The organism is Jannaschia aquimarina (assembly GCF_000877395.1).
In the GTDB taxonomy this organism is placed as follows: Bacteria; Pseudomonadota; Alphaproteobacteria; order Rhodobacterales; family Rhodobacteraceae; genus Jannaschia; species Jannaschia aquimarina.
This window is the reverse complement of sequence record NZ_JYFE01000008.1, coordinates 23,322-48,261: the sequence shown is the minus strand read 5'-3', so window position 1 is coordinate 48,261 and position 24,940 is coordinate 23,322. Positions and strand designations below refer to the sequence as shown.

The following is a 24,940-nucleotide window of genomic DNA, read 5'->3' as shown; positions in this document are numbered from 1 at the left end:
CGAGCCCCGTCCGACCCGGGCCTCCGGCGGGAGTGTTTGGGCCGAGAAGAAGCAGAAGTGGAGGGGCGGGTGGTGCGCCCGAATATCTGCACGGGCAATCGCAGGACATGACGACCGCCCGAGCGGTGTTCGCGTCGCTTCCCGAAGCGGCCCGAGGATGCCGGGGAAATCGAAGCGCAATCCTCCGGCCCGTCCTGTAGCTTGGCACCTCGGCGAGTATTCAGGATGCCCGCAAGCCGGTTGGACATGAAATCCGGGGGCCGGACCCACGGTCCGAAGAAATGGCTTCCTTGCGATCTGAAGAGGCTCGGGTTGATCCTATGCGGCTTCCGTCCCCGCTGCGGTCTCAGTCCTGACTTTCTGGAAAAACCTAGGCCGTGTCGAACATGTCGTCGAGAACCAGGAGCATGGTTTTGACCTTGTCCATCGTTTCGGATGCAGGGTCGCAGCCCGCCTCGAACTCCTCCGGCGAGCAGAGAAACACGTTCTCGTCGGTGATGTACAAATAGCGGAGGAAGATATGCGGTCGTGTCTCGGATGCCGTCTCCGCGAAAGAGACCGTCGCGAATGAGCAGATCCGACTGCATCCGCCCTGTACGTGCCTACCAAGCAACAGCGGCCGCTTCGAGAGAAAGCCGAATCCTCGGAAACCTCTGGAGTCGATATCGCCTATCTCCATCAGCCAGAAATCGTCCTTGTAGGACGGCTGGTCTTCGGACAGGAACGACTCCATCGTCGGAGCCGCCTCTCCGTCGTAATCGGAGGTCCAACCCAGTTGGTTCTCTCTGGCCGGTCGGTCACGTGACCTGATGCTCATCCTGCCGGGCATCATCATATTGATCCGCGGCTTTGAGACTCCCGGCCGAAACTCGGGGATCTGATCGATGAGATCATAGAAAGCGAGCAAGGGATTACAGCAGCTGCTGATTATCAAACCACCGGAGAGACCCACGGAGCGAACGAGCTCGCCATCCTCTCCAAACTCGACGAAGCCACCTGGCAGCAGTGGATCTACGAAGAAATCCTCCTTTTCCGCCATCGTTCGACCGGTTGGAAAATAGTAAACCTCCGACCCGAACACGTGGGTATGATACCCGACGGGAAACCGATCGCAGTCCGTGATCTCGCAAAGCTCAGACCATTCCGAAATCTCGTTCAGGCGCTCCGGATCCTCGATCTCGGTGCCGTCCGCCAGCAAGGATCCCGGCGTGCCGAACAAGAGCCCGAAAAGAAGGGTCGCTGCCGCACGCATATTTCGCCTCTCACTAACGTGTCTCGTTCGGCGCCCATCGTGTCGAATGTTCGATCTCTTGATGGAAGAAAGCACGGCGTTCCCTGACGTGCCAGACACGCGGGTCGCCCGGTCCGCCCATGCCTTGCTTCGGCAGGAGGAACGGGGCGCCGTCCTGCGAGGCCTCGTCATTCCTCCCACCGGAGCAGATCCCCGGGTTGGCAGTCCAGCGCCTCGCAGATGGCCTCCAGCGTCGAGAAGCGGACGCCTTTCACCTTGCCGGATTTCAGAAGCGAGAGATTGGCCTCGGTGATGCCGACGCGGGCGGCGAGGTCGCGGCCGCGCATCTTGCGGCGGGCCATCATCACGTCGAGCGTCACGACGATGGGCATCAGACGAAGGCCCGGTTCTCGGCCGCGAGGCGCGCGGCGTCGGCCAGCACCCGGCCCAGCGCCTGCAGCAGCAGACCGCAGCCCAAGAGCACCAGATCCCCCGACCCGATCGTGACCGAGACGGAACCGCCGCCCTGGGACAGCCCGACCAGCAGGTCGAGAGCCGGGCGCGCGGCCACCCCGCTCGCGGCCGTTAACAGCAGCGCCTTGCCCGCGCGCGAGAGATGGCGCGCGGGCGCCGGGGCATAGACCTCTCCGCTCAGGAAGGCGGTCGAGAGGCGGGTGAGTTCCGCTGCCGCCCAGGCCGGGGGGGCCAGCAACAGGACGCCGATGGCGAGAGCCGCCCAGCGCAGCGGGCCCGCGGGCAGCGCGTCGAGCGGCCAGCCGCCGCGGGTGACGAGTTCGGGCGAAACGAGGAGCGCGCCCGCAAGCAGGGCGAATAGGCCCAGCGCCAGCAGGCAGATGACGCGGAGCGCCTGGACGAGGCGGCGGGTGGACGAGCTGAGAGGGTCGCGAGTGACCATTGCGATGCGCTTTCTTTTCTGTAAAACAGAAAACTCTTTCTGTCTGATAAGGATTCGGTATCATGCCGCTTCGAAGATGTCTCCCCGTGATCGCGCTCGCACTGGCCGCGTGCGGGGCCGCCCCCGCGGAGGTCGCCACGCGGCTCGACCCGCGGGCGGCGGATTACGCCGGTCTGCGCGTGTTCCTGACGTTGCCCGAGGGGCAGGCGCCGGCGCCGGGCTTCCCGGTGCTGACCCTGCGCGTGCAGCAGGAGGCCCGGGCGGCCCGAACCGGGACCGCGCGGCTGGTCCGCGTGCCGGATCCGCGCGGCCCGGGGGCCTATGCGGTCGCGCGGGAGGATCTGGCCGGGCTTGCGGCGCTATCGGAGGCGGTCGTGAATGCGGACGGGTCCGGCAGCGCGGCGGTGTCGATCGGTGTGGAAACCTGCCGCATGGGCCCGGCGGGTGGTGGGGCCTTGACCGTGGCGCTGGCGGCGCCGGATGATCCGAGGCCGCTGCCCCTGCTGCGCGCCGGGGACGCGCCCGGTGCAGCGCCCGGTGCTGCGGTCATCGCCGATCTGGACGCCAAGGCGCCCTGTCCCTGAGGGACGCGCGCCCTACCCTCGCCCCATGCTGGACGAGCGACAGGCGCGGGAGATGCTGGAGACGCTGCGCGCGGCCCGGCCGGACATGCGCGCCCCTTCGGTGAAACCGGGGCGCGATCCGTTCCGGTCCGTGGTCTCGTGCATGCTGTCGGCGCAGAGCTTGGACCGGAACACCGCCGCGGCGAGCCGGGCGCTGTTCGCGCTGGCGGACACGCCGGGCGGGATCCTGGCGCTGGAGGACGACGAGATCGTCGCGGCGATCCGGCCTGCGGGGCTCTACAACATGAAATGCCGCAACTTGCGGAAGATGTGCCGTGCGCTGCTGGACGACCATGGGGGCGTCGTGCCCCGCACGCGGGAGGGGCTGATGAGCCTGCCGGGCGTGGGGCGCAAATGTGCGGATATCGTGCTGCACTTCACCTTCGGCGAGGCGGTCGTGGCGGTGGACACCCATGTGCACCGGGTCTGCAACCGGACCGGGCTGGCCGAGGGCCGGACCGAGGAGAAGACGGCGATCTCGCTGGAGGCCCGGCTGCCGGAGGAGTTCTGGGCGGTGGGGCATGTCCTGCTTCTGGATTTCGGAAAGCGGGTCTGCCGGTCGCGGCGGCCGCGGTGCGGGGCGTGCCCGGTCAGCGGGCTCTGCGAGGCGTACCGGTCGGGGGCGATGACGGCGCCGGGATAGGGCATGCGGTCGATCGGCGCGTTCCGGGCCAGAGTCCCTGCATCGCCGTCCGGGCGGTCGGCACCGGCAATGTCTGGACACGCCGCGCGCGGGGCGGCACCTTCGGGCGGACGACCAAGGGGGACCTCATGCTGATCCGAACGACCGCCATCCTCGCGCTGACGGCCTCTGCCGCGCTGGCGCAGCAGACCGACATCACCATCGGCATGCAGCTCGAGCCGCCGAACCTCGATCCCACGGGCGGCGCGGCCGCGGCGATCGATGAGGTGGTCTATGCTAACGTCTTCGAGGGGCTGACCCGTTTCGGCCCCGATGGCAGCATCCTGCCCGCGCTTGCCAGCGACTGGGAGGTCTCGGAGGACGGGCTGACCTGGACGTTCACGCTGCGCGAGGGCGTCACCTTCCACGACGGCACCGCGATGGATGCCGAAGACGTGGTCTTCACGCTCGACCGCGCACGGGCCGAGGACTCGACCAACGCGCAAAAGGCGCTGTTCGACGGGATCGAGAGCGTCGAGGCGGTGGATGCGACGACCGTGCGGATCACGCTGTCGGCGCCGAACGGCAACCTGCCCTTCAATCTCGCCTGGGGGGATGCGGTGATCGTGGCGCCAGAAAGCGTGGGCGCGAACGCCACGGCGCCCGTGGGCACCGGACCCTTCGAATTCGCCGACTGGGTGCAGGGCGACCGCGTCGAACTGGTGGCCTATGACGGATATTGGGGCGAGGCCCCGGCGCTGGAGCGCGCGACCTTCAAGTTCATCTCGGACCCGAACGCGGCCTTCGCGGCGATGATGGCGGGCGATGTGGACGCCTTCCCCAACTTTCCCGCTCCCGAGACGCTGGCCAATTTCGAGGCCGACCCCCGCTTCGCCGTGATCGTCGGCTCGACCGAGGGCGAGACGATCTTGGCGATGAACAACGCCGAACTCTCGCCGGAGCTGCGCCGCGCGATCACCCATGCGATCGACCGCGAGGCGATCATCGACGGGGCCATGTTCGGCTTCGGCACGCCCATCGGCACCCATTTCGCACCGCACAATCCGGACTACGTGGACCTAACGGGGGAATCGGCCTTCGATCCGGATATGGCGCGCGAGGCGCTGGCGGCGTCGGATTACGATGGCCGGCCACTGCGGCTGATGCTGCCGCCGCCCGCCTATGCCCGCCGGGGCGGCGAGATCGTCGCCAGCCAGTTGCGCGACATCGGCGTCGAGACCGAGATCCAGAACCTGGAATGGGCGCAATGGCTGGAGCAGGTGTTCCGCGGCAAGGATTTCGATCTGACCATCGTCAGCCATACCGAGCCCGCCGACATCAACATCTACGCCCGGCCCGACTATTATTTCCAATACGACGATGCCGAGTTCCAGGCGATGATGGAGGAGCTGTCGGCCGCGGCCGATCCGGCGACGCGCAGCACCATCCTCAAGCGCGCGCAGGAGAAGATCGCGGCGGACGACGTGAACGCCTACCTGTTCCAGCTCGCCAAGACGGGCGTGGCGAATGCCGCGATCGAGGGCCTTTGGGAGAACTCTCCCACGCAAGCCAACGACCTGACGGGCGTGCGCTGGACACAGTGACGGCGGACGCCCGCGCGTTTGGCTGAAAGCGTCTTCCGTTTCGTGCGAAACGGGTCGGCGGGCTACGGCTCGCCGATGCGGGCCGCGACGCGGCTGGTCCGCGCGAGATCTGGCCCACCGGCGGCAAGGGGCGCGGGATATATCCCGGCAGGCTCTACTCCGGGAGCGCCGTGTCCACGATCCGGGCGACCTGATCCGGATGGGTCAGAGGGGCCATGTGGCCGGCGCCCGGCACCGTCTCGACGACCATCCGGGGCAGCCGAGCGGCAAGGCCGTCACGGATGGACGCCATCACGGGGGGCGGATCGTCCGAGGTGACGAACGTCACCGGCAGGTCCGGCAGGCGGGTCAGGATGCGGCCCGCATCCTCGACCAGGACGGCGCTGGTCTCGCCGATGAGATGGATGCGCTCGCGCATGTAGGCGCGCGCGCTGTCGGGCATATCGTCCAGTGTCCGATCGCCCCAGAGGCCGTGGAAGATGCGCAGCGCCTCGTCCCGGTCGCCCCGTTGCAACGCTTCGGCGTAAGGCGCCATCTTGCGGCGGTGCAGAGCCAGACGCTCCGGATCGGCGGCGGCGAACAGGACCGGCTCGACCAGCACGGCGCGGCGGATCCGGTCGGGGTGATCGGCCATCAGGCGCAGCGCGACGACGGCGCCGAAGGAATGGCCCAGCACGTCGAAGGGGCCGTCCGGCGCGGCCGCCAGCGCCACCTTCAAGGCGGCGTCCATGTAGGGGCCGTCGGGCATGGCGGCGCGGCCGTGCCCGGGCAGGTCGGGACAGAGCAGGGGCCGTGCGCAGGCCTCGGCGACGCCGCGCCACGCCCGGCCCGAAGCGAGCATGCAGTGCAGGGCGAGGACCGGGGCGCCGTCCTGCCCTGAAACGGGACGATCCGAGGCGCGCGCGGCCGCGCCCTCCGGACTCACGGCTTGCCCGACAGATGCAGGTCCAAATCCTCGAGCCGGTCCTGACCCCAGAAGCGTTCGTCACCGACGATGTAGAATGGCGCGCCGAAAGCGCCCATGGCGACGGCGTCTTCCAGGTTGCGGCCATAGGCCTCCGCCCCCGAGAGCAGGCCGCGATCGGCCAGACCCGCATCGAAGCCAGCGGCGTCCAGCACTTCGCGGATGACGGTGTCGTCGGCGATGTCGCGCTCCTCCGCCCAGCAGGCGCGGGTGAAGCCGGCGACCAGCGGGCCCATCCGCGCCGGGTCGTGGTCGCATTCGGAAGCCGCCGCGATCACGGCATAGCTTGATGGGGCGGGATTGGTCGGCCAATGGGCGGGCTTGAGGTTCATCGCCATGTCCAGCTTGGCGGATTGGCGGCGCAACTCCTGCAGGCGGTAGTCCTGCCGGCTGGGATGGCGGTCCTTGGGGGGTGTGCCGCCGGTGCGCGCGAAAAGGCCGATGATGTCCAGCGGCCGGTAGGTCACGCTCGCCCCGTGTTTCGCCGCGATCTCCTCCAGCCGGGTGCCGGCGAGGTAGGTGTATGGCGAGACGGTCGCGAAGAAGTATTCGATCTGCGGCATGGTGCGCTCCCTCTTTGCCGCAGGGGTAGCGGGGTGGTAGGGGCGGCGCAATCGCCCCAGCCCAGCGAGTCGCCCATGACCGGCCCCGATCCCAAGCTCATCTCAGGCAATGCCAACCGTCCGCTCGCCACGGCCGTCGCGAGGCGTATCTCGATGCATCGCGGGATGCAGGTCGCGCTGCTGGACGCACGGGTCGAACGGTTCAACGATCAGGAGATCTTCGTCGAGGTCTACGAGAATGTCCGCGGCGAGGACATGTTCATCATCCAGTCGACGTCGAACCCGGCCAACGACAACCTGATGGAACTGCTGATCATGTCGGACGCGCTGCGTCGGTCCTCGGCCAGCCGCATCACCGCGGTGATCCCCTATTTCGGCTATGCCCGTCAGGATCGCCGCACCAAGGCGCGCACGCCGATCAGCGCCAAGCTGGTGGCCAACATGATGGTGAGCGCCGGCATCGAGCGGGTGCTGACGATGGACCTGCATGCCGCGCAGATCCAAGGGTTCTTCGACATCCCGGTGGACAACCTCTATGCCTCGCCGGTCTTCGCGCTGGACATCCTGCACCATCTGCGCGGCCGTGACGTGATGGTGGTCAGCCCCGATGTGGGCGGCGTGGCGCGCGCGAGAGAGCTGGCGCAGCGGATCCACGCGCCGCTGGCCATCGTGGACAAGCGCCGCGAGAAGCCGGGCGAAGTCTCCGAGATGACGGTGATCGGCGACGTGAAGGGCAAGACCTGCGTGATCGTGGACGACATCTGCGACACGGCCGGGACGCTGTGCAAGGCGGCGGACGTGCTGATCGAGGCGGGGGCCGAGGAGGTCCATGCCTACATCACCCACGGGGTCATGTCGGGGCCCGCCGTCGACCGGGTGACGAAGTCGAACCTCAAGAACCTCGTCATCACGGACACGATCCAGCCCACCGAAGCGGTGCGGGGCTGCGCCAATATCCGCATCGTGCCGACGGCTCCGGTCTTCGCGCAGGCGATCCTGAACATCTGGAACGGCACCAGCGTGTCGAGCCTCTTCTCGAACGACACGCTGGAACCGATCTACGAGAGCCTCTACCCGTCCGGCATGGCCGCGCAGGCGTCCTAGGGGCGCGTCTGTACAGGCTCGTGGTCCGCGCGCAATGGCCGGAGCGGATGGTATCGACCGTCAGAGGGGGACTGGTCCTCTCTGTGATCGGTGGGCTTGCGCCCATCGGAGGCGAGGCAGGTGCAATTGACAGGGCACCCGGCGATCACGCCCAGAAACCTGTGTGCCGTGCCGCCCGACCTCAATCCCAGTGGGTAAGGATCAGGACGATCGGGGCCAGGAAAACGAACCACAGACAGAAGAGAAAGGCGTAATGGCCGCCAAGGTTCCAGAGCCTGACGTTCGGGTTCTCTTCGCCTGCCGGAGGCATGCCCTCGGCCATCTCGGCGGCGCGGGCGGTCGAGGCCTCGACCTTCTCGCGCGCCCGGGCCGTCTGCGCCTCCAGGTCGGCGCGGTAATAGGGCGTGTAGTCCGGGGCGTTCATCTGTCGGGGTCTCCTTGGTATGTCGGTCGGTCAGATGGGGCGCGTCGGCGCCACGTCCAGTCCGGAGGAGGGTCTTGCGCGATCCGTATTGCACCGAGGGACGGCCTGACCCACAAATCGTCTCCGGCGCCCCGCGCCTTCCCGAGTCGGCGACGGAGCGTGCGATGACCATCCGCAAACCATATCTGCTCTATCTGGGCGACGCGCCGGACAACCTCGCCATCAAGATGGCGCAGGGCGTCCTTGACTGGCGGCCGGACTGGTGTCTGGCCCAGTGGCGCCGCGCCGGCGCCGGGGTTGCGCTGAAGCTGCCCGAAATGACGCCCGAAGCGGCGGCAGATCAGGGCGCCGGCACGCTGGTCGTGGGCGTGGTGAATGCGGGCGGCGTTCTGCCCGAGGACTGGATCGACGATCTGCGCCGCGCGCTGGAGGCGGGGCTGGACATCGCCGCCGGCATGCATGTCCGCCTGCGAGATGTGTCCGATCTGGGCGAAGTGGCGGCGCGGCTGGGTCGGACGCTGACCGATCTGCGCGTCCCCGACCGCAGCTTTTCGACCGGCAAGGGCACGCGGCGGCCCGGTAAGCGGGTGCTGACGATAGGAACCGATTGTTCCGTGGGCAAGAAATACGCGGCCCTGGCGCTGGAGCGCGGGTTGCGGGCCGCGGGCGCCGATGCCGATTTCCGCGCCACCGGCCAGACCGGGCGCCTGATCGCCGAGCGGGGCGTGGCCGTCGACGCCGTGCCCGCCGATTTCATCGCGGGCGCCGCCGAATGGCTGTGCCCCGCGGCGGACCCGGATCATTGGGACGTGGTCGAGGGGCAAGGCAGCCTGTTCCATCCCTCTTTCGCGGGCGTCACGCTGGGCCTGCTGCACGGGGCGCAGCCCGACCGCTTCGTCGTCTGCCACGAACCCACCCGCACCAGGATGCGCGGGGTGGATGCCGCTTTGCCGACCATCGCCCAGGTGATCGAGACGACGTTGGCGATGGGGCGCCTGACTAACGCGGACATCGCGCCCGCCGGGATCTGCATCAACACCGCCGCCCTGTCCGAGGCCGATGCGCGCGACACCCTGCGCGCCGCCGAGGATAGCCACGGCCTGCCCGCCACGGACCCGATCCGCTTTGGTGTCGAAAGCGTCGTGGCGGAATTGCTGCGGTGACGCTGCGGGTCCGCATCGACCGGCTGCCGCTGGCCCGCGCCTTCGCCATCAGCCGGGGCGCGCGCACGGAGCAGGTCGTCGTCATGGCCGAGATCGCGGCGGGCGGCGCGGTCGGGCGTGGCGAATGCTCCCCCTATGCGCGCTACGACGAGACGCCCGAAGGGGTGGCCGCGCAGGCCGAGGCCATGGGCGGGTGGCTTGACGGCGCGTTGACCGGCGGCCCCGCCACGGCGCGGGAAATGCTGTTGGACGCGATGCCGCCCTGCGCGGCCCGCAACGCGCTGGACTGCGCGCTCTGGGATCTGGAGGCCAGGCAGACCGGCCGCCGCGTCTGGGAGATCGCGGGCATCGCGGCACCCGCGCGGATGCGCTCCGTCCTGACGCTTTCGATGGATACGCCCGACGCCATGGCCGAGGCGGCGCGGGCGCTGCCGACGGATGCGATCAAGATCAAGGTCGGTGCGCGCGACGGAGAGGACGGCGCGCGCATCGCAGCCATCCGCGCCGCGCGGCCCGATGCCTGGCTCATGACAGACGCCAACGAGGGTTGGACCGAAGCGGAGCTGCCCGCCCTGCTGGACGCGGCGCGCGACGCCCGGATCGACCTCGTGGAGCAGCCCCTGGCTCAGGGGGCAGAGCCCGCCCTGCGCCGCCTGCGTGAGGCCGGTGCTCTGGACGGCCTCGTGCTCTGCGCCGACGAAAGTTGCAGCAAGGACGCCGAGATCGCCGAGTTGTCGCGCACCTACGACGCGGTGAACCTGAAGCTGGACAAGACCGGCGGCCTGACGAAGGCCCTGCGCGATGCGCAGACCGCGCGAGAGGCGGGCATGTCGGTCATGGTCGGGTGCATGTTGGGATCCAGCCTCGCCATGGCGCCGGGTGCGGTACTCGCCGCCGCCAGCGGGGCTGACCCGGTGGACCTGGACGGGCCGCTCTGGCTGGCCCGGGACCGCGACCATGGCATCCTTGCCGAGGACGGAACGGTCAGCGCCCCCGAACCGGGCCTCTGGGGCTGAGCGGGATCAGGTCCGGAGGCGCGCGGCCTCGGAGGACAGCCAGCCGATGCAGCCTATCGCCGTCTCCACCGTGTCGATCACGGGGACGGGCACGGCACGGCGAACGTCGCGGACGATCCGGGCCATGCCGGCGCAGCCGAGGATAAGGGCGTCGATCCCGTCTTCGCGGCAGGCCGCCTCGGCTTCGGCACGGATTGCGGCGGCGGCGGCCTCTGGCCGGTCCTCCAGATCAAGAACGGGGACGTCCGAGGCACGGACCCGGGCACAGGACCCCGACAGGCCGTAGCGCGCGATGTTGGTCTCGATGATCGGCACGGAGACGGGCAGCGTCGTGACCACGCCGAAACGCCAGCCGCGTAGGGCGCAGGCGTTGAACGCTGCCTGACCGATGCCGATCACGGGACAGGGGGCGATCAGCGCCGCCCGATGCAGCGCGGTGTCGTCGAAGCAGCCGATGACGATCCCGTCCGCCCCCTGCCCGGCCGCGCGGCGGACCAGATCCAGAAGCGGCGCCTCGGCCCGGCGCCCGTCCTCTGCACCCTGGATCGCCGGGGGACCGTCATGGGAGGTCCAGCCCTCGATCTGCATCCCCGCGGGCGCGGCGGCGCGGGCGGCCTCCAGCATCGTGCCGGTCATCGCCTCGGTGCTGTTGGGATTGATCAGGATGACGGCCATCGCGGGTCAGACCATCCCGCGTCCCGCATCCGACGCCTGCCGCGCACGCCGCCGCCGCATGACCAGCGCGACCGCCAGGAACACCGCGATCACCAGGAGCGAGAACGCCGTCGTCAACGTACCGAGCGCGAAGATCACCGGCGTGGTGACATTGGTGGTCATGCCGAAGATTTCGAGCGGCAGGGTATTGTAGCTGCCGGCCGTCAGCAGCGTGCGGGCGAATTCGTCGTAGGAGAGCGTGAAGCCGGAGAGCGCGACGCCGATCAGGGACGGGGCGATGATGGGCAGGACGACGAAGCGGATCGTCTGCCACGGCGAGGCGCCGAGATCGCGGGCCGCCTCCTCGTAGGCGCGGTCGAAGCGGTTGAAGACGGCGAACATGATGAGCAGGCCGAAAGGCAGCGTCCATGTCAGCTGCGCGCCATAGCCGGAACCGGCCCAATGCACCGGCAGACCCGCCTGGTCGAAGATCAGGCCCACACCCAGAGAGATCAGGATCGACGGGATCACCAGCGACGTGACGATCAGGTAGAACAGCAAGGTCGAGCCGGCAAAGCGCTTGCGGAAGGCCAGCCCGCCCATGACCGAGACGATCACGGTGGTCACCATCACCATCAGCCCCAGCACGAGCGAGCGGCGGAACGAGCCCCAGATGTCGCCGACCGCCTGCTGCTCGAACAATTCGCGGAACCAGTGCAGGGACGTGCCGCGCATGGGGAAGGTCAGGCCGCCCTGCGGGCCCTGAAACGACAGGATCGCGATGGTCACCGTCGGGCCGTAGAGAAAGACGAGGAACAGCGCGAAGAAGGCCGTGAGCGCATAGAAGGATCGGGGGCGGCGTTCCATCCTACAGCTCCTTCCGGATGTCGACGAACCGCAAGAGCACGCCGATCACCAGAAGGACGGTGATCAGCAGAACGACCGCCGTCGCCGAGGCCGACGGGTATTGCAGCAGACCGATATCGTTGGAGATCAGCCGGCCGACATTCGCCGATTGAGAGCCGGACATGAACCGCACGGTGATGAAGTCGCCCATCACCAGCGTCACCACGAAAATCGTCCCGATCATGATGCCCGGCTTCGTCAGCGGCACGATCACGTGCCAGAGCGTCTGCCAACCGCTCGCCCCCGCATCCGTCGCCGCCTCGATCAGCGAGCGGTCGATGCGCATCATCGTGTTGAAGATCGGGACCACCATGAACAGCGTGTAGAGATGGACGAAGGCCAGGATGACGCTGAAATCGCTGAACAGCAGCCAGTCCAGCGGCGCGTCGATCACGCCCCAGGACAGCAGCGCCGAATTGGCGATCCCCTCGCGGCCCAGGAACGGGATCCAGGAGATCATGCGGATGATGTTCGAGGTCAGGAACGGGATCGTGCACAGCAGAAACAGCGCGACCTGCCAGGTCAGGCTGCGGATGTGGAAGGCCAGGTAGTACGCCACCGTGAAGCCGATCAGCAGCGTGCAGACCCAGGTGATCGCGGCGTATTTGAACGTGTTGCCGAAGACGCGCCACGTGACCTCGGAGGTCAGCAGGAACGCGTAATTGTCGAACTGGAAGGCCGGGTAGATCGAGAATTCGGTCGCGCCCCAGAAACTGACCACAACGATGGTCAGGATCGGCAGGATCAGGAACAGCCCCAGCACCACCGCAAGCGGCGCGGCCATGAGCCAGCCCGTCAGGTGCCGGTTCGGCGCCCGTCGGGAACGAGGCGCCGGATCGGCGGACGGCACGGCGGTGATGGTCTGATCGGTCATGGCGGCCTATCGGCTGGGGAAAGCGCGCCGGACAGGCCGGCGCGCGCGTCATCGCGTCAGGCGGCGATGAACTCGTTCCACTTGCGGACCATGTACTGGTTCTCGTCCATGACGGCGTTCCAGCAGGCGACCGCGCCCATCCGCTCTTCGAAGGAGCCCCCGTCGCGGGTCTCGCCCGCCTGGGCCAGCTCGTCACCGGTGGGCGAGGTGATGACGTCGGTGGCCTCCTTGCCCTCGAACCAGTAGCCCCACTCGTTCTCGGTCATGAACGCCTTGGAGGTCTCGGGCACGGCCGAGTAGTAGCCCTGACGCATCAGGTAGCCGCCGACCCAGCCGGCAAGATACCAGTTGATGTAGTCGTAGGCCGCATCCAGCTCCATTCCGCTGAGGTTCGACGACAGGCCGATGCCGCCGCCCCAGCTGCGGTAGCCTTCCTCCAGCGGCTGGTAGATGCAGGGGATGCCGCGCGACTTGACGGCCGTGATGGCGGGCGACCACATCGACTGGATCACCACCTCGCCGGAGGCCATCAGGTTCACGCTTTCGTCGAAGGTCTTCCAGAAGGCGCGGAACTGACCGTTCTGCTTGGCCTCGGTGAAGATCGCGATGGTGCGGTCGATCTCTTCGCGGGTCATGTTGCCCTTGTCCGCGTAGGTGATCTCTCCCATCGACTCGCAGACCATGGCCATGTCCATGATCCCGATGGAGGAGATGTCGAGGATCGACGCCTTGCCCTGGAATTCCGGGTTCAGGAGTTCCGACCAGTTGTTGATCGGCCGGCCGATCAGGTCGGGGCGGATGCCCAGCGTGTCGGCGTTGTAGATCGTCGGGATCAGGGTCATCCACCCGGATTCGTTATCCACGAACTCGGTCCCGCCGGGGCCTTCGACGAAGCCCACCGTATGCGGCGCGGTGCCCTGCGCGATGGTTGAGGTCGGGTTCAGCTTGCCGGTGCGGAAGATGCCGACGATGTTGTCGTACTGGATGATCCGGCTGGTATCCATCGCCTGCAGGTTGCCGGTGGGCCAGACCTTCTTGCAGATCCAGTATTCGATATCGGCGATGTCGAAGCTGTCGGGCTGGGTCGCGGCGCGCTGCGTGACGCTGTCGCTGTCGAGCGCGGTCATCTCGAGCGTGAAGCCCAGGTCTTCCTTCACCTTGTTGGCCACGTCGTTGAGGTTGGACACGCCCGTGCCGAACTGGCGCAGGACGATATCCTTCGTTTCCTGGCCCCAGACCATCGGCGCGGGCAGCGCGGTGGCGCCCAGCGCCGCGGCGCCGGTCCTTAGCATGGATCGCCGCGAATAGCGGACCTTCGGGATCGTCGTCATCTGTAGTTCCCCCAGTTGGATTGCAGTCTTTTCAGGCGTGCAGCTTGTGCGCCGCCCCGTCCTGCCAGCCGAGGCCCACCGCCTCGCCCGGCTCCTTCGGTGCTCCGAAGAAATCGGTGTCGGTCATAAGCGCCATGACCTCCTGGTCGTTCGCGATGGCGGCGGTCAGCGCGACATGGGTGCCCTGGTACTCCACGGCGGTCACGCGCCCGTCGAGCCGGGCCGTCCCCGGTTCCGCCAGCCGCATCGCGTCGGCCCTGATCGCCACCGGCCCGTCAGGCAGAGCAATAACGTTATGGGCACCGATGAAGCGCGCTACGAAAGCTGTGCGCGGCGCGTCGAACACCTCGCGCGCGGGGCCGGCCTGCTCGATCCGCGCCTCGTTCATGACGATGATCTCGTCGGCCAGCGCCAGCGCCTCGTCCTGGCCGTGGGTGACATGCAAGAAGGTGATCCCCAATTCACGTTGCAGGCGCTTCAGTTCCGCTCGCATGCGGATGCGCAGGAACGGGTCGAGGGCGGAAAGCGGCTCGTCCAGCAGCAGGACCTGCGGCTTGGTGATGAGCGCCCGGGCCAGGGCGACGCGCTGCTGCTGGCCGCCGGACAATTGCGCTGGAAGGCGGTCGGCATAGCCGTCCATATCGACCAGCTCCAGCAACTCGTCCGCGCGCGCGTGGCGCTCGGGCGCGGCGACGCCCTTCATGCGCAGGCTGAAGGCGACGTTGTCTCGGACCGACAGATGCGGAAACAGCGCGTAGTTCTGGAACATCATCGCGGTGCCGCGCCGGGCGGGCGGAAGGTGCGAGACGTCGCGTCCCCCCAAGAGGATAGAGCCGTCGCTGACGGCCTCGTGGCCCGCGATCATCCGCAGGGTCGAGGACTTGCCGCAGCCCGACGGCCCCAGGAGGCAGACATAGCGGCCCGCATGGAACAGATGGTCGATCCCGTCGACCGCAACGGTGTCTCCGTAGCGCTTGGTCAGGCCAACGAGTTCGAGATCGAGGTCGGAACGCACCGGGGTCCTCCGAGAGTTGACCCAGCGTTCGCCTCCAGCCGCGCGGATCGAAAGCGCGGCGGGGCTGACGGCAAGCCGCCGGTCAGCGAATGCCCGACATTTCAGCGGATCGACGCAGTTTCGTCGCCGATATGGGCACGGATCGTATACGATCCTGTCCGCGATGCCCGGTGCGCGGCGCAACTCTTGTTGCAGATCACGGGCTCTGTCAGGACGGCGATAACCGGAGACGCCCGTTGAATCACGTCATCGCCCCGCCCGCCGCGACCGCGGAGCAGATCGCCGAAAGCCTCACGGAGGCGGTGCACGAACATCGCATCCTGCCCGACATGAAGCTCGCGGAAGACGAGGTCGGCGAGACGTTCGGCGTCGGTCGCACCATCGTCAGGCAGGCGCTGCGTATCCTCGCGCAGGAAGGGCTCGTCACGCTGGAGCGCAATCGCGGCGCCTTCGTCTCCCGCCCCTCGATCCGGGAGGCGCGGGAAGTGTTCGAGGCGCGGGCCCTGCTGGAGCCGGCGACGGCGCATGCCGCCGCGACCCGTGCCGCAGCCGGCGATATCGAAAGGCTCGAGGCCCATATCGCCGACGAGCACGCGGCGCTGGCCGCAGGCGAAGCGGGCCGCGCGCTCAGCCTGTCGGGCCAGTTCCATGTCGAGATCGCTCGCATTGCCGATCAAGGCACGATCGAGGGCTTCATCCGGCAACTCGTCGCCCGCTCTTCGCTGGTGATCGCGATCTATTGGCGGCGGCGCAGCGCCCTTTGCGAGAGCCATGCGCATCACGCCCTGCTCGATGCCTTCCGTCGCCGGGATGCGGAGGAGGCGTCGGAGTTGATGAAGGGTCATCTGGTAGATCTGCTGTCGCAACTGGACCTGCGCGATCAGGCCACGCCGCCCCGCTCGCTGCGAGAGGCGCTCGACAGATGATCCGCTATCGCAACATGATCCGGCCCGAACTGGATCTGGCACTCGACTGGGCGGCTGCGGAAGGCTGGAACCCGGGTCTGGACGATGCGGACGCATTCTGGGCCGCGGATCCGGACGGGTTCTTCGTGGCCGACGAGGACGGACGGCCCGTTGCCGCCATCTCTGTCGTCACGCATTCGGAACGGTTCGCGTTTCTCGGGCTCTATATCTGTCTGCCCTCCCATCGCGGTCTGGGCACGGGGCTGGGCCTCTGGACCCACGCGCTGGCCCATGCGGGCGACCGCACCGTAGGGCTGGACGGCGTGCCGGACCAGCAGGCCAACTACGCGCGATCCGGCTTTGCGCATGCAGGCGGCGCAGTGCGCCATGTCGGCCGGCCCGCGCCACGCCGCTCTGACCGGGTGCGCCCAGCGCTCGCGGCGGATCGGGCGGCGCTCGTCGCGCTCGAAGCGGCCGCTTCGGGCTGGTCGAAACCGGCCTACATGGAGGCATGGTTCACCGGCGCTCCGACCCGCACCACCCATCTGATCGAGGAAGGGGGCGAGATCGCGGGCGCGGTGACGCTCCGAACCTGCCGCGAGGGCACCAAGATCGGCCCGCTGATCGCCCGCGATGCCGGGATGGCGGCGGACCTCCTGCACCACGCAGCCGCGACGGTGGACACGGAGCTGACGGTCGACGTGCCCCAAGAGGCCGAGGCCTTCGCAGGGATCTGCGTCGCGGAAGGCATGGTACCCGGCTTCAGCACGGCGCGCATGTACCGGGGCAACGCGCGGCCCGCCCCAAGCGGCGAGGCCATCCTCTGCGGCGTCGCGACGCTGGAGATCGGCTGACGCAGGCCCGGAGCGGCAGGCCACACGCCGAGTGTCACGCAGGTTCACGCGAAAGAGCCCTGGCGATGGTCGAAGGCATCGCGACACGCTAGGACGGCCGGACCATGAAGGCACGACAATCCGTTCTTCTCCTGCGCCGGATGGGCAAGCCGTTTCGGCATCTGGGATCGGCCGTGATGCGCGGAGACCAACTGGCGGCCCTGGTGTCCCCGCATCTCGACCACGCGATGACGGTGCGGGCCGTTCCGTTTCACGCCAAGCTGATGCCGCCCGTCGCCATGAGCGCTTTCGCGCGGCGCGTACCGCTGGGGGCCGTCGTGATCGTGGTGAAGTCCGCGGCGAAGGGGCTGACGGCGGATCACCTCGCTCCGCTGCGCGCGCGGGGCGTACGGATCGGATACGACAGTATCGACACCGCCATCGGCGAGATCGACTTCGACCTCTACGACTTCCACATCGCCGCCTCGGTCGGCGGCAAGGCTGCCCTCGAAGCCGCACTCGCGACCCGGGGCCGGACGGATGTTCCGGTCGAATTGCTCCACCATCACCATGATCCGCGCCTCGCCGGCCACAGGGCGGCGGAGACGTTCGCCTGCGGCTATGTCGGGGAACGCAAGAACGCGATGATCCCTCAAGCGCTCGCCTCGGAGGTGGAGGTCATCGAAGTGAACTATGCGCGCGAGTTCGCGCGGATCCTGCCCCGTCTGGACCGGCTCTCGTTGCATTACGCCGTGCGGCCCGCGCCGACGGGTGGCGACAGGCAGAATCGCGTCTACAAGCCTTTCACCAAGGGATTCACCGCTGCCGCGCTCGGCGCCAACATCCTCGTCAACCGTGAGGTGGATGATGTGCTCGCGCTCCTCGGGGAAGACTATCCCTATCTCGTTTCCATCACGGCGCCCGATACCATCATTGAGGGGTTCGAGCATGCCCGCGCAACCTTTGGCGGGCCGGTCTGGACGGACGCGCTGGATCGGATGCGGGCCCTGAACGCGCTGGTTCAGCCCGCCGCGCTGGCAGCGCGGATGAGCGAGATCGTGGAGATCGCTACGAGTCGACCTCGCTAACGAGTTCACGGTAGATCTCTACGATCGTCTCGACCGAGAACGCGGCCTCGGCCCGGGCGCGGGCCGCTTGGGACATCGCGGTCTTCCGCGAGGCCGGCATGTCCGCGAATGTCGCGATCACGCGAGCCAGCCCGTCCGGATCCCGCGGCGGCGCAGGCAGACCGGTTTCGCCCGCGACGATGCTGTCACGGCAGCCGTCGATATCGCTCACGATGGCGGGGCGCCCCATCGCGGCGGCCTCGATGATCACCTTGGGCATCCCTTCCCCGCCGTGCGAGGGCATGACCAGCGCATGCGCCGCCGCCAAGAAAGGGCGCACGTCGGCTTGCTGGCCCGCGAACGTGACGAGGCCTTCCGCTTCCCAGTCAGAGAGGGTTTCCTGCGTGACCGCTCCTGCATTGGCATGCTGCAGACCACCGACGACATCCACCGCGATATCGTCCCGGGTCCGCGACAGGATACGCGCCGCAGCAACCAGATCATGGATGCCCTTGTCCGCCTGCAGTCGACCGACGAACACGATGCGCACCGGCCAGTCCTCGGGCAGTGGCACGGGCGTGAATTGAGCGAGGTCGACGCCGGAGCCCATGGTTCGGATCGCCCGGCAGGACGCGGGGAGGCCGTGAGATCGCAAGAACTCCAGATCGCCGGGATTCTGGATGAGAAGAGCCTTTGCCCCTGCGCTGGCGACGGCATAGAGCCGCGCGAGCACAGTGCTGCCGCGCGTTCCGCGCCGGATGCGCATGCCCAGACCGCTGATGTTGTTCACATACGGCAACCGAAGCGCGCGACAGGCGAGCCCGCCATAGACGTTCGCCTTGATCCCGTTGTTGAAAACGATCCGGGGCTTCAGACGGCGGAGCATGTGCGTCAGTCCGACGAGCGACATGAACTCCTGACCGGGATGCGCGTCGTCCAGAGAGACGGTCCAATCGTGCACCGTTACGCCCTCGAGACCGGCCAGGTCAGCGGAATAGGCGTCCGCCCCGGCGACGGCGTGAATCTCCCAGCCGGAATCCACCAACCCGGAGATGACGTGGCGACGAAAGTTCCAGAGATACCAGGCCGTTCCCGATACCATGACCGCGCGCCTCGTCATTTCCGCACGCCCCTGAAGAGCGCGGGCATGTCTTTCGGCGACAGGGTCCTCTCGGATTTCCGTCCCATGAAGAAGGTCGCGCTGGCCGCGTCGCTGCCATGATCACGGGCTGCCAGACGATCAATGAACCGCAGCCAGAAGAATGGCGCCGCAAGGAGCGAGCCGATCCGGCGGCTTCCGGCCACTGCGCCGAACGCGTAGCGGAGCTGTTGAAACAGCGCCGTTCCGGGACCGGCCAGGACGCCCCGGTCGATCTCGTCGAACCGGCGAAAGAGCCAACGGTGCCCGCTTTCCGAGAAGCGGGTGAAGTCATAGGCGCGCTCATGCACCGGTTGCAGGAACGGGGTCGCAGCGTAGACGATGCCGTCCGGTTTCAACACGCGCCAGATTTCGTCCACGACCTCTGCAGGGGTCAGGACGTGTTCGAGAACGGCCTCGATCCAGACGGCATCGACGACTTGATCCAGGATCGGAATATGGTGCGCGTCCGCGACGAAATCGGTGTGGGGGGAGGCGTAGACATCGAACGAGACGACGCGGAGATTTGGCGCATCGTAAAGGATCTGCGCCCCATCGCTGACCGTGCCCCCCCCTATGATGAGTATTGTCGGCGTCTCGCTCTGCGCGCTTACCATCTCGACGAGCTCTGCTGCGGACGCGGGTGTGATCCGGTTCTCGCCAAGCATCAGGCGCTTCCACCACGGACGGCCTTGCCGGCGGTTTGCGACGAGGCTCGTCGCGCCATGGGTCAGCAGGATCTCGCGGTCGAGGATGCTCTGCGCGAAGTTCACCAGAACTGGTTGATCGCCAACTGTCTGAACCGGCGTGTCCCCGATCGACAGGTCGCCAGTTTCGGAGACATGGACGGGCGCGTGGGTCACCGGGCACCGCAAGAGCTCGGCGATGTCCGCGGCATTCTGCCCTGATTGCTTCGAACGACCCACGCTCAAGGCCTGCTTCCAAGTCCGACCAACCTGCGGCCGTAAAACACACGGATCCCCAAGAGAGAACGAACGGACAGCGTCAGAGCGGCGGTGAGCGCACAGAACGACAGCACGGTTGCGATCGCCGCGCCCATCGCGCCGAACGGACCGACAAGGATGATATTCAATCCGATATTCAGGGTGGCCGCCAACCCCATGAAGATGCTGACACGGCCCACATGCTGGGTCGCGGCGAGTAGGGCGGAGGGCTCCCCGAAGAACGCCAGACCGACGCGGGTCCAGACCAGAACGAGGATAACCGCCCCCGCCGGTGCGAAGCCCGCGCCGAATATCTGGCCGACAAAGAAGGCGAGGATCGTCGACGGGACCGCAAGCGCCACGGCCGAGAGGATCGTGCGAATAGCGGCCTTCTCGACGACCTGCCCCAAGGCCTCTCGATCGCCGAGCGCATGAAGTTTCGCCGCTCGCTGCGACAGATACACGGCGCCCGCATGAAACGGCAGGCCCATGATGAAGAAGAACCGTATCGCGACACCGTAGATCCCGGTCTCTTCCGGCGTGGACATCAGCCCGAGCACGACGACGTCCGTCGCCCCGAGAACGGTTCCGGCGGCGAAGACCAGCAGCGATTTGACACCGCCGATCGTCCAGCCCCCGAGATTTCCAAAGGACGGCCGGGCGCCGATCCCGATGATGGCGCGACGCAAGCTCGGCGCCCCGAGGATCAACGACGCGGCGATCGCGGCAAGCGTCATCAAGAGGACCGAGCGTGCATCGAGCGCCCAGCCTTGCAGCGCCCAGAGACAGACGACCGCAAGGATCAACGTCGGCTCGATCAGACGGTCCGGCACCTGCCCCGCAACCGGATGGCCGAGACCTTGGAGGATACCCGTCCGCAACAACCCGAGCGCGCGCGGCACCAGCAGGAGACAGCCGATCGCAACGGCGTTCTGCATCGGCCCGGATGCCGAGAAGAGCTCGGTGTTCGATCCCGCCACGATAGCCGTGGCAAGCGACAGGACCACGACGACGACGCTTGCATAGGCCACCACGCCCATCGCCTCGCTTTGCTTTTCAGCCACCATCAGCGGAGGCAGGGCGCGGATCGTGAAGTGGTGAAAGCCGAGCGTCGCGAAGAGAACCGCAAAACTCAGAAGGCTCAAAGCAAAGACATACGCCCCGTATTCGGCAGGTCCGAGCAGACGACCCAGAAGGAGGGTCAGAGCGAACCCCGCGGCGGCGGCGTAGAGCCGCAGGGCCAGGATCTGCGAGAACTCGCCGAGCATTCCCCTGAGCCGTGCGAACATGGTCATTCCGTGGTGCCGCGGTCAGACGGCGCGCGCATCGACAGGATCCGAGATCGGAGCCGAATACCGGTCCAGGAACGTCCCGACCGAGATCAAGTTGAGGATGCGGTCGCGATCGGCGGCGAGATCGTCATAGGTCGGATTTTCGAGGTCGATCGTCTGCTGCGCGCCGCGATGGATGATGCCGACGCCCCAATCCGTATCCACCACGCACATCGCCACATCTGCGCGATGTGCCCGGGCCCAGGCGAAGCCTTTCCACGAACTGCCGTTCCAGGCGGGATAGCGGCCATCGACCTCATAGACCTCGCGTGCATGGAACATCGACGGGGGGTTCATGTCGTGCAGGACGATGACGCCGTTCGGAGACAGAGCGGCGAGGCTGTTCTCGATATCCTTGCGAACCTGCTCTCCGGTGTGGTTGCCGTCGATGAAGACGATGTCGAAGGTTCGGGCGTTCTGGGCGAAGAACGCGTCCGATGTCATGCAATGATCGGCCTTCGCGTTCGGGTCGGGATCGACCCCCGTCCGGGCTTCCACGTTGATGTTCTCGAACATCGCGCCCGTGCGACGCACACCGATCTCGAGGTAGGACTTGTACCCGTTCGTCGCGATCAGGTGATTGACGATCTGAATGCGGCTGGCGCGGTGGCGGCCATGGGCGAAATCATACGCGCGATTGTCCCCGTAGAACGGATCCCGGCCGGCAAGCCTGCGCCAGAACATGAGCATGGTCTTGGCGGGCTTGCTCTCCATCGTCAGCCAAAGCGCCTTGCGCTTCTTCTCGCTATCTTCCCAGTCCAACTCGCATCCTCTCGCTGAATGTCTCCTGCCCGGCGTCCCCGGTTATGCATGCACTCTTGCACCCTTCGGAGCGCATTTTGGGGCGATTATTGGCTGGTTCCGTGCAATGACAGAGCCCCGGCGCAACAGGCGCGCGCCCGCGGCTTCTAGGTCGCGCTCCGGGCCGGCCGCTTCGCATGGCGTTCGAGTGCTTCGATGATGGCCTCGGACCAATCGGGACAGCTTTCCAGATAGCGGTCGCGCGTCGCGACGATATCGCTTTGGGGGACGGCCAGCATCTCGTCGATGGCGGCGCAGAGCGATCCCGCGCTGGCATTCTCGACATTCCATTGCAACCCGGTTTCGGCAAGTTCGCGGGTGTAGCCCGGAAAATCGCGGCCCGCATAGAGCGCCGGAACACCGAGCACCGCCGCCTCGCTCGCCATGGTCGCGCTTTCGCCGACAAAGGCGCGGCAAGCGGCGATCAGGTGATGTACGGCGTTTTTCGGACCTTTATAGGCATACTGCGCCAGATCGTCCGAAAGCGGCAGCTCGCTTGAAAGGTGCACCACCCCGCTCGCCTCAAGACGCGCAATCACAGCGCGCAAGACGTCCGGTGTCCAACCTGCCTTTCCCAGATCGTGGTTCGCACGCCATTCGACGATCCGCACGAAATAGTTCGGCCGATCGGGGTCAAGACCGACCCGAAGTGCCGTCTCACGGTTCGGTCGAAAGCCGTTCGGATGGAAGAAGGACAGCTCCTTTACACCCGGCAATCGCGTCGTCCGCCCGACGGGCGTGGGTCCCCGGTAGGATCTCGGCACGTAAAGATGCGAGATGAAGGGCCAGGTGATCCGTGTCTGAAGCGCGGCGTTCTCGGAATCGTAGAAACTCACCGACGGAACACGTGTCAGCTTGCCGACATGGGAGATTGCGACGCCTCCGAACCCGGCCATGACATCGGGTTTGAAGCGGCGCACCGCCCCTAGCGTCGCGAAATCGCGCTGCACCAGTTCTCTGGCAAGGCCGACCGTCCCCGACCCGGCGGTGGTCAGCGGCGTGTGCGGGATCCCGAACTCATCGAGGAGATCGCAGGCCACGTCCTTCTTCCGCGACAATACCAGGACCGCGTCGCCTCGCGCATGAAGCGTTTCTATCGGCCGCTTGAAGAAAAGCACGTCGGCGGGATGAACCACCTCGACAACAACTCGCATCCGGTCCCCGGTCACACGTGTTCCTAGAAATCACGCGCGATCATACGGCCAACCGCAGGACCATCCACCGCTCATTCATGATCCTTGCGGACCTCGTGGGGAAAGCTGGCCCGCCCGTTTCCGAGGGTCCGACGCCCATGTTGGGATTTGACCGGGAGAGAGCGGATCATGGGTCGCAGACGGCACCTTGGACAGGGCCAGAGCCATCCGGACAGAGCCCGCGACGATTGATCGGCAGTTTGGGGGGCTGTTCAATCGACCTGTTGATGCAGACAGGTCCAGCGTCGTCTCAGCTTACGAGGCCTGCGTGGACTTGCTGGAGACCGGCAAGCGGCTTCTGCGGGCCAGATAGCGCACCAGCGAGGTGAATCTCTCCTGACCCCTGACCTACACTGTCATCAAGAATCTGGAGTCATTCGAGAGTGGGGAAAGATGGCGCGCTGGGGAGGATTCGAACCCCCGACCCCTTGATTCGTAGTCAAGTACTCTATCCAACTGAGCTACCAGCGCACTACGGAGGCCGCAGATAGCGGCAGCCGCGGAGCGGCGCAAGCCCCGAGCGACGGAAATGCGGTCCCCCGCCTGCCCTGTCGATCCGTGACCCGCTCGGGCATGCGACCCGCGCGCGGGAAGGCAAGGCGTTAGCGATCTTCCATCTCGCCCCACGATTGACCTAAGGTCACGGCAGGGAGGACGATTCATGACTATCAGACCCACGATCGGCGCCGTCGCGGCGTCGGCGCTCTTTCTGGCAACCGGCACGGCGGCAATCGCGCAGGAAAAGATGCGCATCACCCTGCAATTGCCTCTGACCTCGCATCTGGGCGAGAATCTCCAGCTCTTCGAGAGCGAAGTGGAGACGCGCACCGGCGGCGCCATCGACGTCGAGATCTACGACAGCGCGACGCTCTATACCGACAGGGAAGTGCCCCAGGCCGTCGGATCGGGCGCCATCGAGGCCGGCGTCGCCTCGCTGACCCGCTATGTCGGCGACGTGCCGGCGGTGGACGTGTTCTACATGCCGTTCCTCTTCAATACCGAAGAGAAGGTGCGTGCGGCCGTCGCCGAAGGCTCGGACGTGCGCGAGGCGCTGGAAGAGGCGATCGCGGAGACCGGCGGGCAGATCCTCTACTGGCAGGCCTATGGCGGCGCGATCATGCTTTCGAAGGAGGAGCCGATCCGGACACCCGCCGATCTGGAGGGCAAGAAGGTCCGCGTTTTCGGCAAGACCCTGGGGGATTTCGTCGAGGCCGCGGGCGGGGCGCCCACGCTGATCTCGGGCTCCGAACAGTACCTCGCCTATCAGCGTGGCACCGTCGATGTTGGCATGACCGGCGTGTCGGGCGTGCAGTCCCGCAAGCTCTGGGAGGTGATGGACACGATCACCGTCACCAACCACGCGAATATCGAGTTCGTCGTCGTCGTAAACTCCGATTGGTGGAGCACGCTCGACGACGAGACGCGCGGCCATATCGAAGCCGCCGCCGCCGTCGCGCAGGAAGACGTGCGCAACCGCATGGCCCAGATCGAGGCCGACGCCTACGCCGCCGCCGAAGAGAACGGCATGACCATCGTCGAGCTGACCGACGAGGAACTGGCCGCCTGGCGCGAGGTCTCTCAACCTGTCTTCGACAGCTACCGCGAGAGCGCGGGCGAGTTGGGCGCACGGGTGCTGGACGCGGCCGAGGGCCTCTAGGCCCGTCCGCCTTGGATCGGGCGGGGACCTCCCCCGCCCGTCATCTCGTCCGGGGAGGGGA

26 protein-coding genes and 1 tRNA gene are annotated in these 24,940 nt (G+C 67.0%); 10 read left to right on the top strand and 17 right to left on the bottom strand.

The annotated features are described in order from the left end of the window. Window positions 1–370 precede the first annotated feature (370 nt). The 3 genes from jaqu_RS01590 to jaqu_RS01580 form a co-directional block, all read right to left on the bottom strand. Window positions 371–1,252 (bottom strand): hypothetical protein, encoded by an 882-nt coding sequence (locus jaqu_RS01590; protein ID WP_043917180.1) that lies wholly within the window; start codon window positions 1,250–1,252, stop codon window positions 371–373. Between the two features lie 167 nt (window positions 1,253–1,419). Further along, window positions 1,420–1,623, bottom strand: a complete 204-nt coding sequence (locus jaqu_RS01585; RefSeq protein ID WP_043917179.1) for a helix-turn-helix domain-containing protein — start codon at window positions 1,621–1,623, stop codon at window positions 1,420–1,422. Next, the gene (locus jaqu_RS01580) at window positions 1,623–2,147 is read right to left on the bottom strand and encodes a DUF2975 domain-containing protein (RefSeq protein WP_043917178.1); all 525 of its coding nucleotides are present in this window, start codon (window positions 2,145–2,147) and stop codon (window positions 1,623–1,625) included. Before jaqu_RS01580 ends, jaqu_RS01585 begins: the two co-directional genes overlap by 1 nt. Before the next feature lie 62 nt (window positions 2,148–2,209). Here jaqu_RS01580 and jaqu_RS01575 point away from each other — a divergent pair, with 62 nt between their 5' ends. From jaqu_RS01575 to jaqu_RS01565, 3 genes are all read left to right on the top strand, one after another. Further along, complete coding sequence (locus jaqu_RS01575; RefSeq protein ID WP_043917177.1) at window positions 2,210–2,731, top strand: hypothetical protein; 522 nt, start codon at window positions 2,210–2,212, stop codon at window positions 2,729–2,731. Window positions 2,732–2,756: 25 nt separating this feature from the next. Continuing rightward, window positions 2,757–3,413, top strand: a complete 657-nt coding sequence (locus jaqu_RS01570; protein ID WP_052500710.1) for an endonuclease III domain-containing protein — start codon at window positions 2,757–2,759, stop codon at window positions 3,411–3,413. 128 nt (window positions 3,414–3,541) lie between these two features. Further along, window positions 3,542–4,996 (top strand): ABC transporter substrate-binding protein, encoded by a 1,455-nt coding sequence (locus jaqu_RS01565; RefSeq protein WP_043917188.1) that lies wholly within the window; start codon window positions 3,542–3,544, stop codon window positions 4,994–4,996. 154 nt (window positions 4,997–5,150) lie between these two features. Here jaqu_RS01565 and jaqu_RS01560 read toward each other — a convergent pair whose 3' ends face one another. Both jaqu_RS01560 and jaqu_RS01555 read right to left on the bottom strand, forming a co-directional pair. Beyond that, complete coding sequence (locus jaqu_RS01560) at window positions 5,151–5,921, bottom strand: alpha/beta fold hydrolase (RefSeq protein ID WP_141134338.1); 771 nt, start codon at window positions 5,919–5,921, stop codon at window positions 5,151–5,153. Further along, complete coding sequence (locus jaqu_RS01555) at window positions 5,918–6,523, bottom strand: 2-hydroxychromene-2-carboxylate isomerase (protein ID WP_043917176.1); 606 nt, start codon at window positions 6,521–6,523, stop codon at window positions 5,918–5,920. Before jaqu_RS01555 ends, jaqu_RS01560 begins: the two co-directional genes overlap by 4 nt. 75 nt (window positions 6,524–6,598) lie before the next feature. Between jaqu_RS01555 and jaqu_RS01550 the strand changes: the two genes are divergently transcribed. Then, on the top strand, window positions 6,599–7,627 hold the full coding sequence (locus jaqu_RS01550) for a ribose-phosphate pyrophosphokinase (protein ID WP_043917175.1): 1,029 nt from the start codon (window positions 6,599–6,601) through the stop codon (window positions 7,625–7,627). A 181-nt stretch (window positions 7,628–7,808) separates the two neighbouring features. On the opposite strand, the gene jaqu_RS01545 is transcribed toward jaqu_RS01550, so the two are convergent. Beyond that, entirely contained in the window at window positions 7,809–8,051 is a 243-nt protein-coding gene (locus jaqu_RS01545; RefSeq protein WP_043917174.1) for a hypothetical protein, read from the bottom strand. Window positions 8,052–8,215: 164 nt separating this feature from the next. Between jaqu_RS01545 and dgcN the strand changes: the two genes are divergently transcribed. Together dgcN and dgcA are read left to right on the top strand one after the other, a co-directional pair. Then, entirely contained in the window at window positions 8,216–9,214 is a 999-nt protein-coding gene (gene dgcN, locus jaqu_RS01540; protein ID WP_043917173.1) for an N-acetyltransferase DgcN, read from the top strand. After that, a complete protein-coding gene (gene dgcA, locus jaqu_RS01535; protein ID WP_201774343.1) occupies window positions 9,211–10,230 on the top strand; it encodes an N-acetyl-D-Glu racemase DgcA in 1,020 nt (339 codons plus the stop codon). The genes dgcN and dgcA overlap by 4 nt, the downstream gene beginning before the upstream one ends. 6 nt (window positions 10,231–10,236) lie before the next feature. Here dgcA and jaqu_RS01530 read toward each other — a convergent pair whose 3' ends face one another. The 5 genes from jaqu_RS01530 to jaqu_RS01510 form a co-directional block, all read right to left on the bottom strand. Then, window positions 10,237–10,905, bottom strand: coding sequence for an aspartate/glutamate racemase family protein (locus tag jaqu_RS01530; RefSeq protein ID WP_043917171.1), 669 nt, complete (start codon window positions 10,903–10,905; stop codon window positions 10,237–10,239). A 6-nt stretch (window positions 10,906–10,911) separates the two neighbouring features. After that, entirely contained in the window at window positions 10,912–11,751 is an 840-nt protein-coding gene (locus jaqu_RS01525) for an ABC transporter permease (RefSeq protein ID WP_043917170.1), read from the bottom strand. 1 nt (window position 11,752) lies between these two features. After that, on the bottom strand, window positions 11,753–12,574 hold the full coding sequence (locus tag jaqu_RS01520) for an ABC transporter permease (RefSeq protein ID WP_043917186.1): 822 nt from the start codon (window positions 12,572–12,574) through the stop codon (window positions 11,753–11,755). A gap of 146 nt (window positions 12,575–12,720) precedes the next feature. After that, window positions 12,721–13,986, bottom strand: a complete 1,266-nt coding sequence (locus jaqu_RS01515; protein WP_089268382.1) for an ABC transporter substrate-binding protein — start codon at window positions 13,984–13,986, stop codon at window positions 12,721–12,723. 40 nt (window positions 13,987–14,026) lie between these two features. Then, a complete protein-coding gene (locus jaqu_RS01510; protein ID WP_043917168.1) occupies window positions 14,027–15,010 on the bottom strand; it encodes an ABC transporter ATP-binding protein in 984 nt (327 codons plus the stop codon). 236 nt (window positions 15,011–15,246) lie between these two features. On the opposite strand from jaqu_RS01510, the gene jaqu_RS01505 reads away from it, so the two are divergent. The 3 genes from jaqu_RS01505 to jaqu_RS01495 all read left to right on the top strand — a co-directional run bounded on the left by jaqu_RS01505 (window position 15,247) and on the right by jaqu_RS01495 (window position 17,836). Further along, window positions 15,247–15,936: a GntR family transcriptional regulator gene (locus tag jaqu_RS01505; protein ID WP_043917167.1), complete on the top strand. Its 690-nt coding sequence runs from the start codon at window positions 15,247–15,249 to the stop codon at window positions 15,934–15,936. Then, the gene (locus jaqu_RS01500) at window positions 15,933–16,769 is read left to right on the top strand and encodes a GNAT family N-acetyltransferase (RefSeq protein WP_043917166.1); all 837 of its coding nucleotides are present in this window, start codon (window positions 15,933–15,935) and stop codon (window positions 16,767–16,769) included. Before jaqu_RS01505 ends, jaqu_RS01500 begins: the two co-directional genes overlap by 4 nt. Before the next feature lie 104 nt (window positions 16,770–16,873). After that, complete coding sequence (locus tag jaqu_RS01495) at window positions 16,874–17,836, top strand: hypothetical protein (protein ID WP_043917165.1); 963 nt, start codon at window positions 16,874–16,876, stop codon at window positions 17,834–17,836. Here the strand turns inward: jaqu_RS01495 and jaqu_RS01490 are convergent. The 6 genes from jaqu_RS01490 to jaqu_RS01465 form a co-directional block, all read right to left on the bottom strand. Continuing rightward, window positions 17,817–18,935: a glycosyltransferase family 4 protein gene (locus tag jaqu_RS01490; protein ID WP_052500708.1), complete on the bottom strand. Its 1,119-nt coding sequence runs from the start codon at window positions 18,933–18,935 to the stop codon at window positions 17,817–17,819. The two genes, jaqu_RS01495 and jaqu_RS01490, sit on opposite strands and share 20 nt — an antisense overlap. Continuing rightward, window positions 18,932–19,816: a methyltransferase domain-containing protein gene (locus jaqu_RS01485; RefSeq protein ID WP_141134339.1), complete on the bottom strand. Its 885-nt coding sequence runs from the start codon at window positions 19,814–19,816 to the stop codon at window positions 18,932–18,934. The genes jaqu_RS01490 and jaqu_RS01485 overlap by 4 nt, the downstream gene beginning before the upstream one ends. 65 nt (window positions 19,817–19,881) lie before the next feature. Then, entirely contained in the window at window positions 19,882–21,192 is a 1,311-nt protein-coding gene (locus jaqu_RS01480; RefSeq protein WP_084629266.1) for an MATE family efflux transporter, read from the bottom strand. Window positions 21,193–21,207: 15 nt separating this feature from the next. Continuing rightward, complete coding sequence (locus jaqu_RS20365) at window positions 21,208–21,990, bottom strand: class I SAM-dependent methyltransferase (protein ID WP_052500707.1); 783 nt, start codon at window positions 21,988–21,990, stop codon at window positions 21,208–21,210. Between the two features lie 146 nt (window positions 21,991–22,136). Continuing rightward, window positions 22,137–23,183, bottom strand: coding sequence for a hypothetical protein (locus jaqu_RS01470; protein WP_052500706.1), 1,047 nt, complete (start codon window positions 23,181–23,183; stop codon window positions 22,137–22,139). Between the two features lie 433 nt (window positions 23,184–23,616). After that, a tRNA-Arg gene (locus jaqu_RS01465) sits at window positions 23,617–23,693 on the bottom strand. A 190-nt stretch (window positions 23,694–23,883) separates the two neighbouring features. Between jaqu_RS01465 and jaqu_RS01460 the strand changes: the two genes are divergently transcribed. Next, window positions 23,884–24,879, top strand: a complete 996-nt coding sequence (locus jaqu_RS01460) for a TRAP transporter substrate-binding protein (RefSeq protein ID WP_043917162.1) — start codon at window positions 23,884–23,886, stop codon at window positions 24,877–24,879. The last annotated feature ends 61 nt before the right edge of the window (window positions 24,880–24,940 follow it).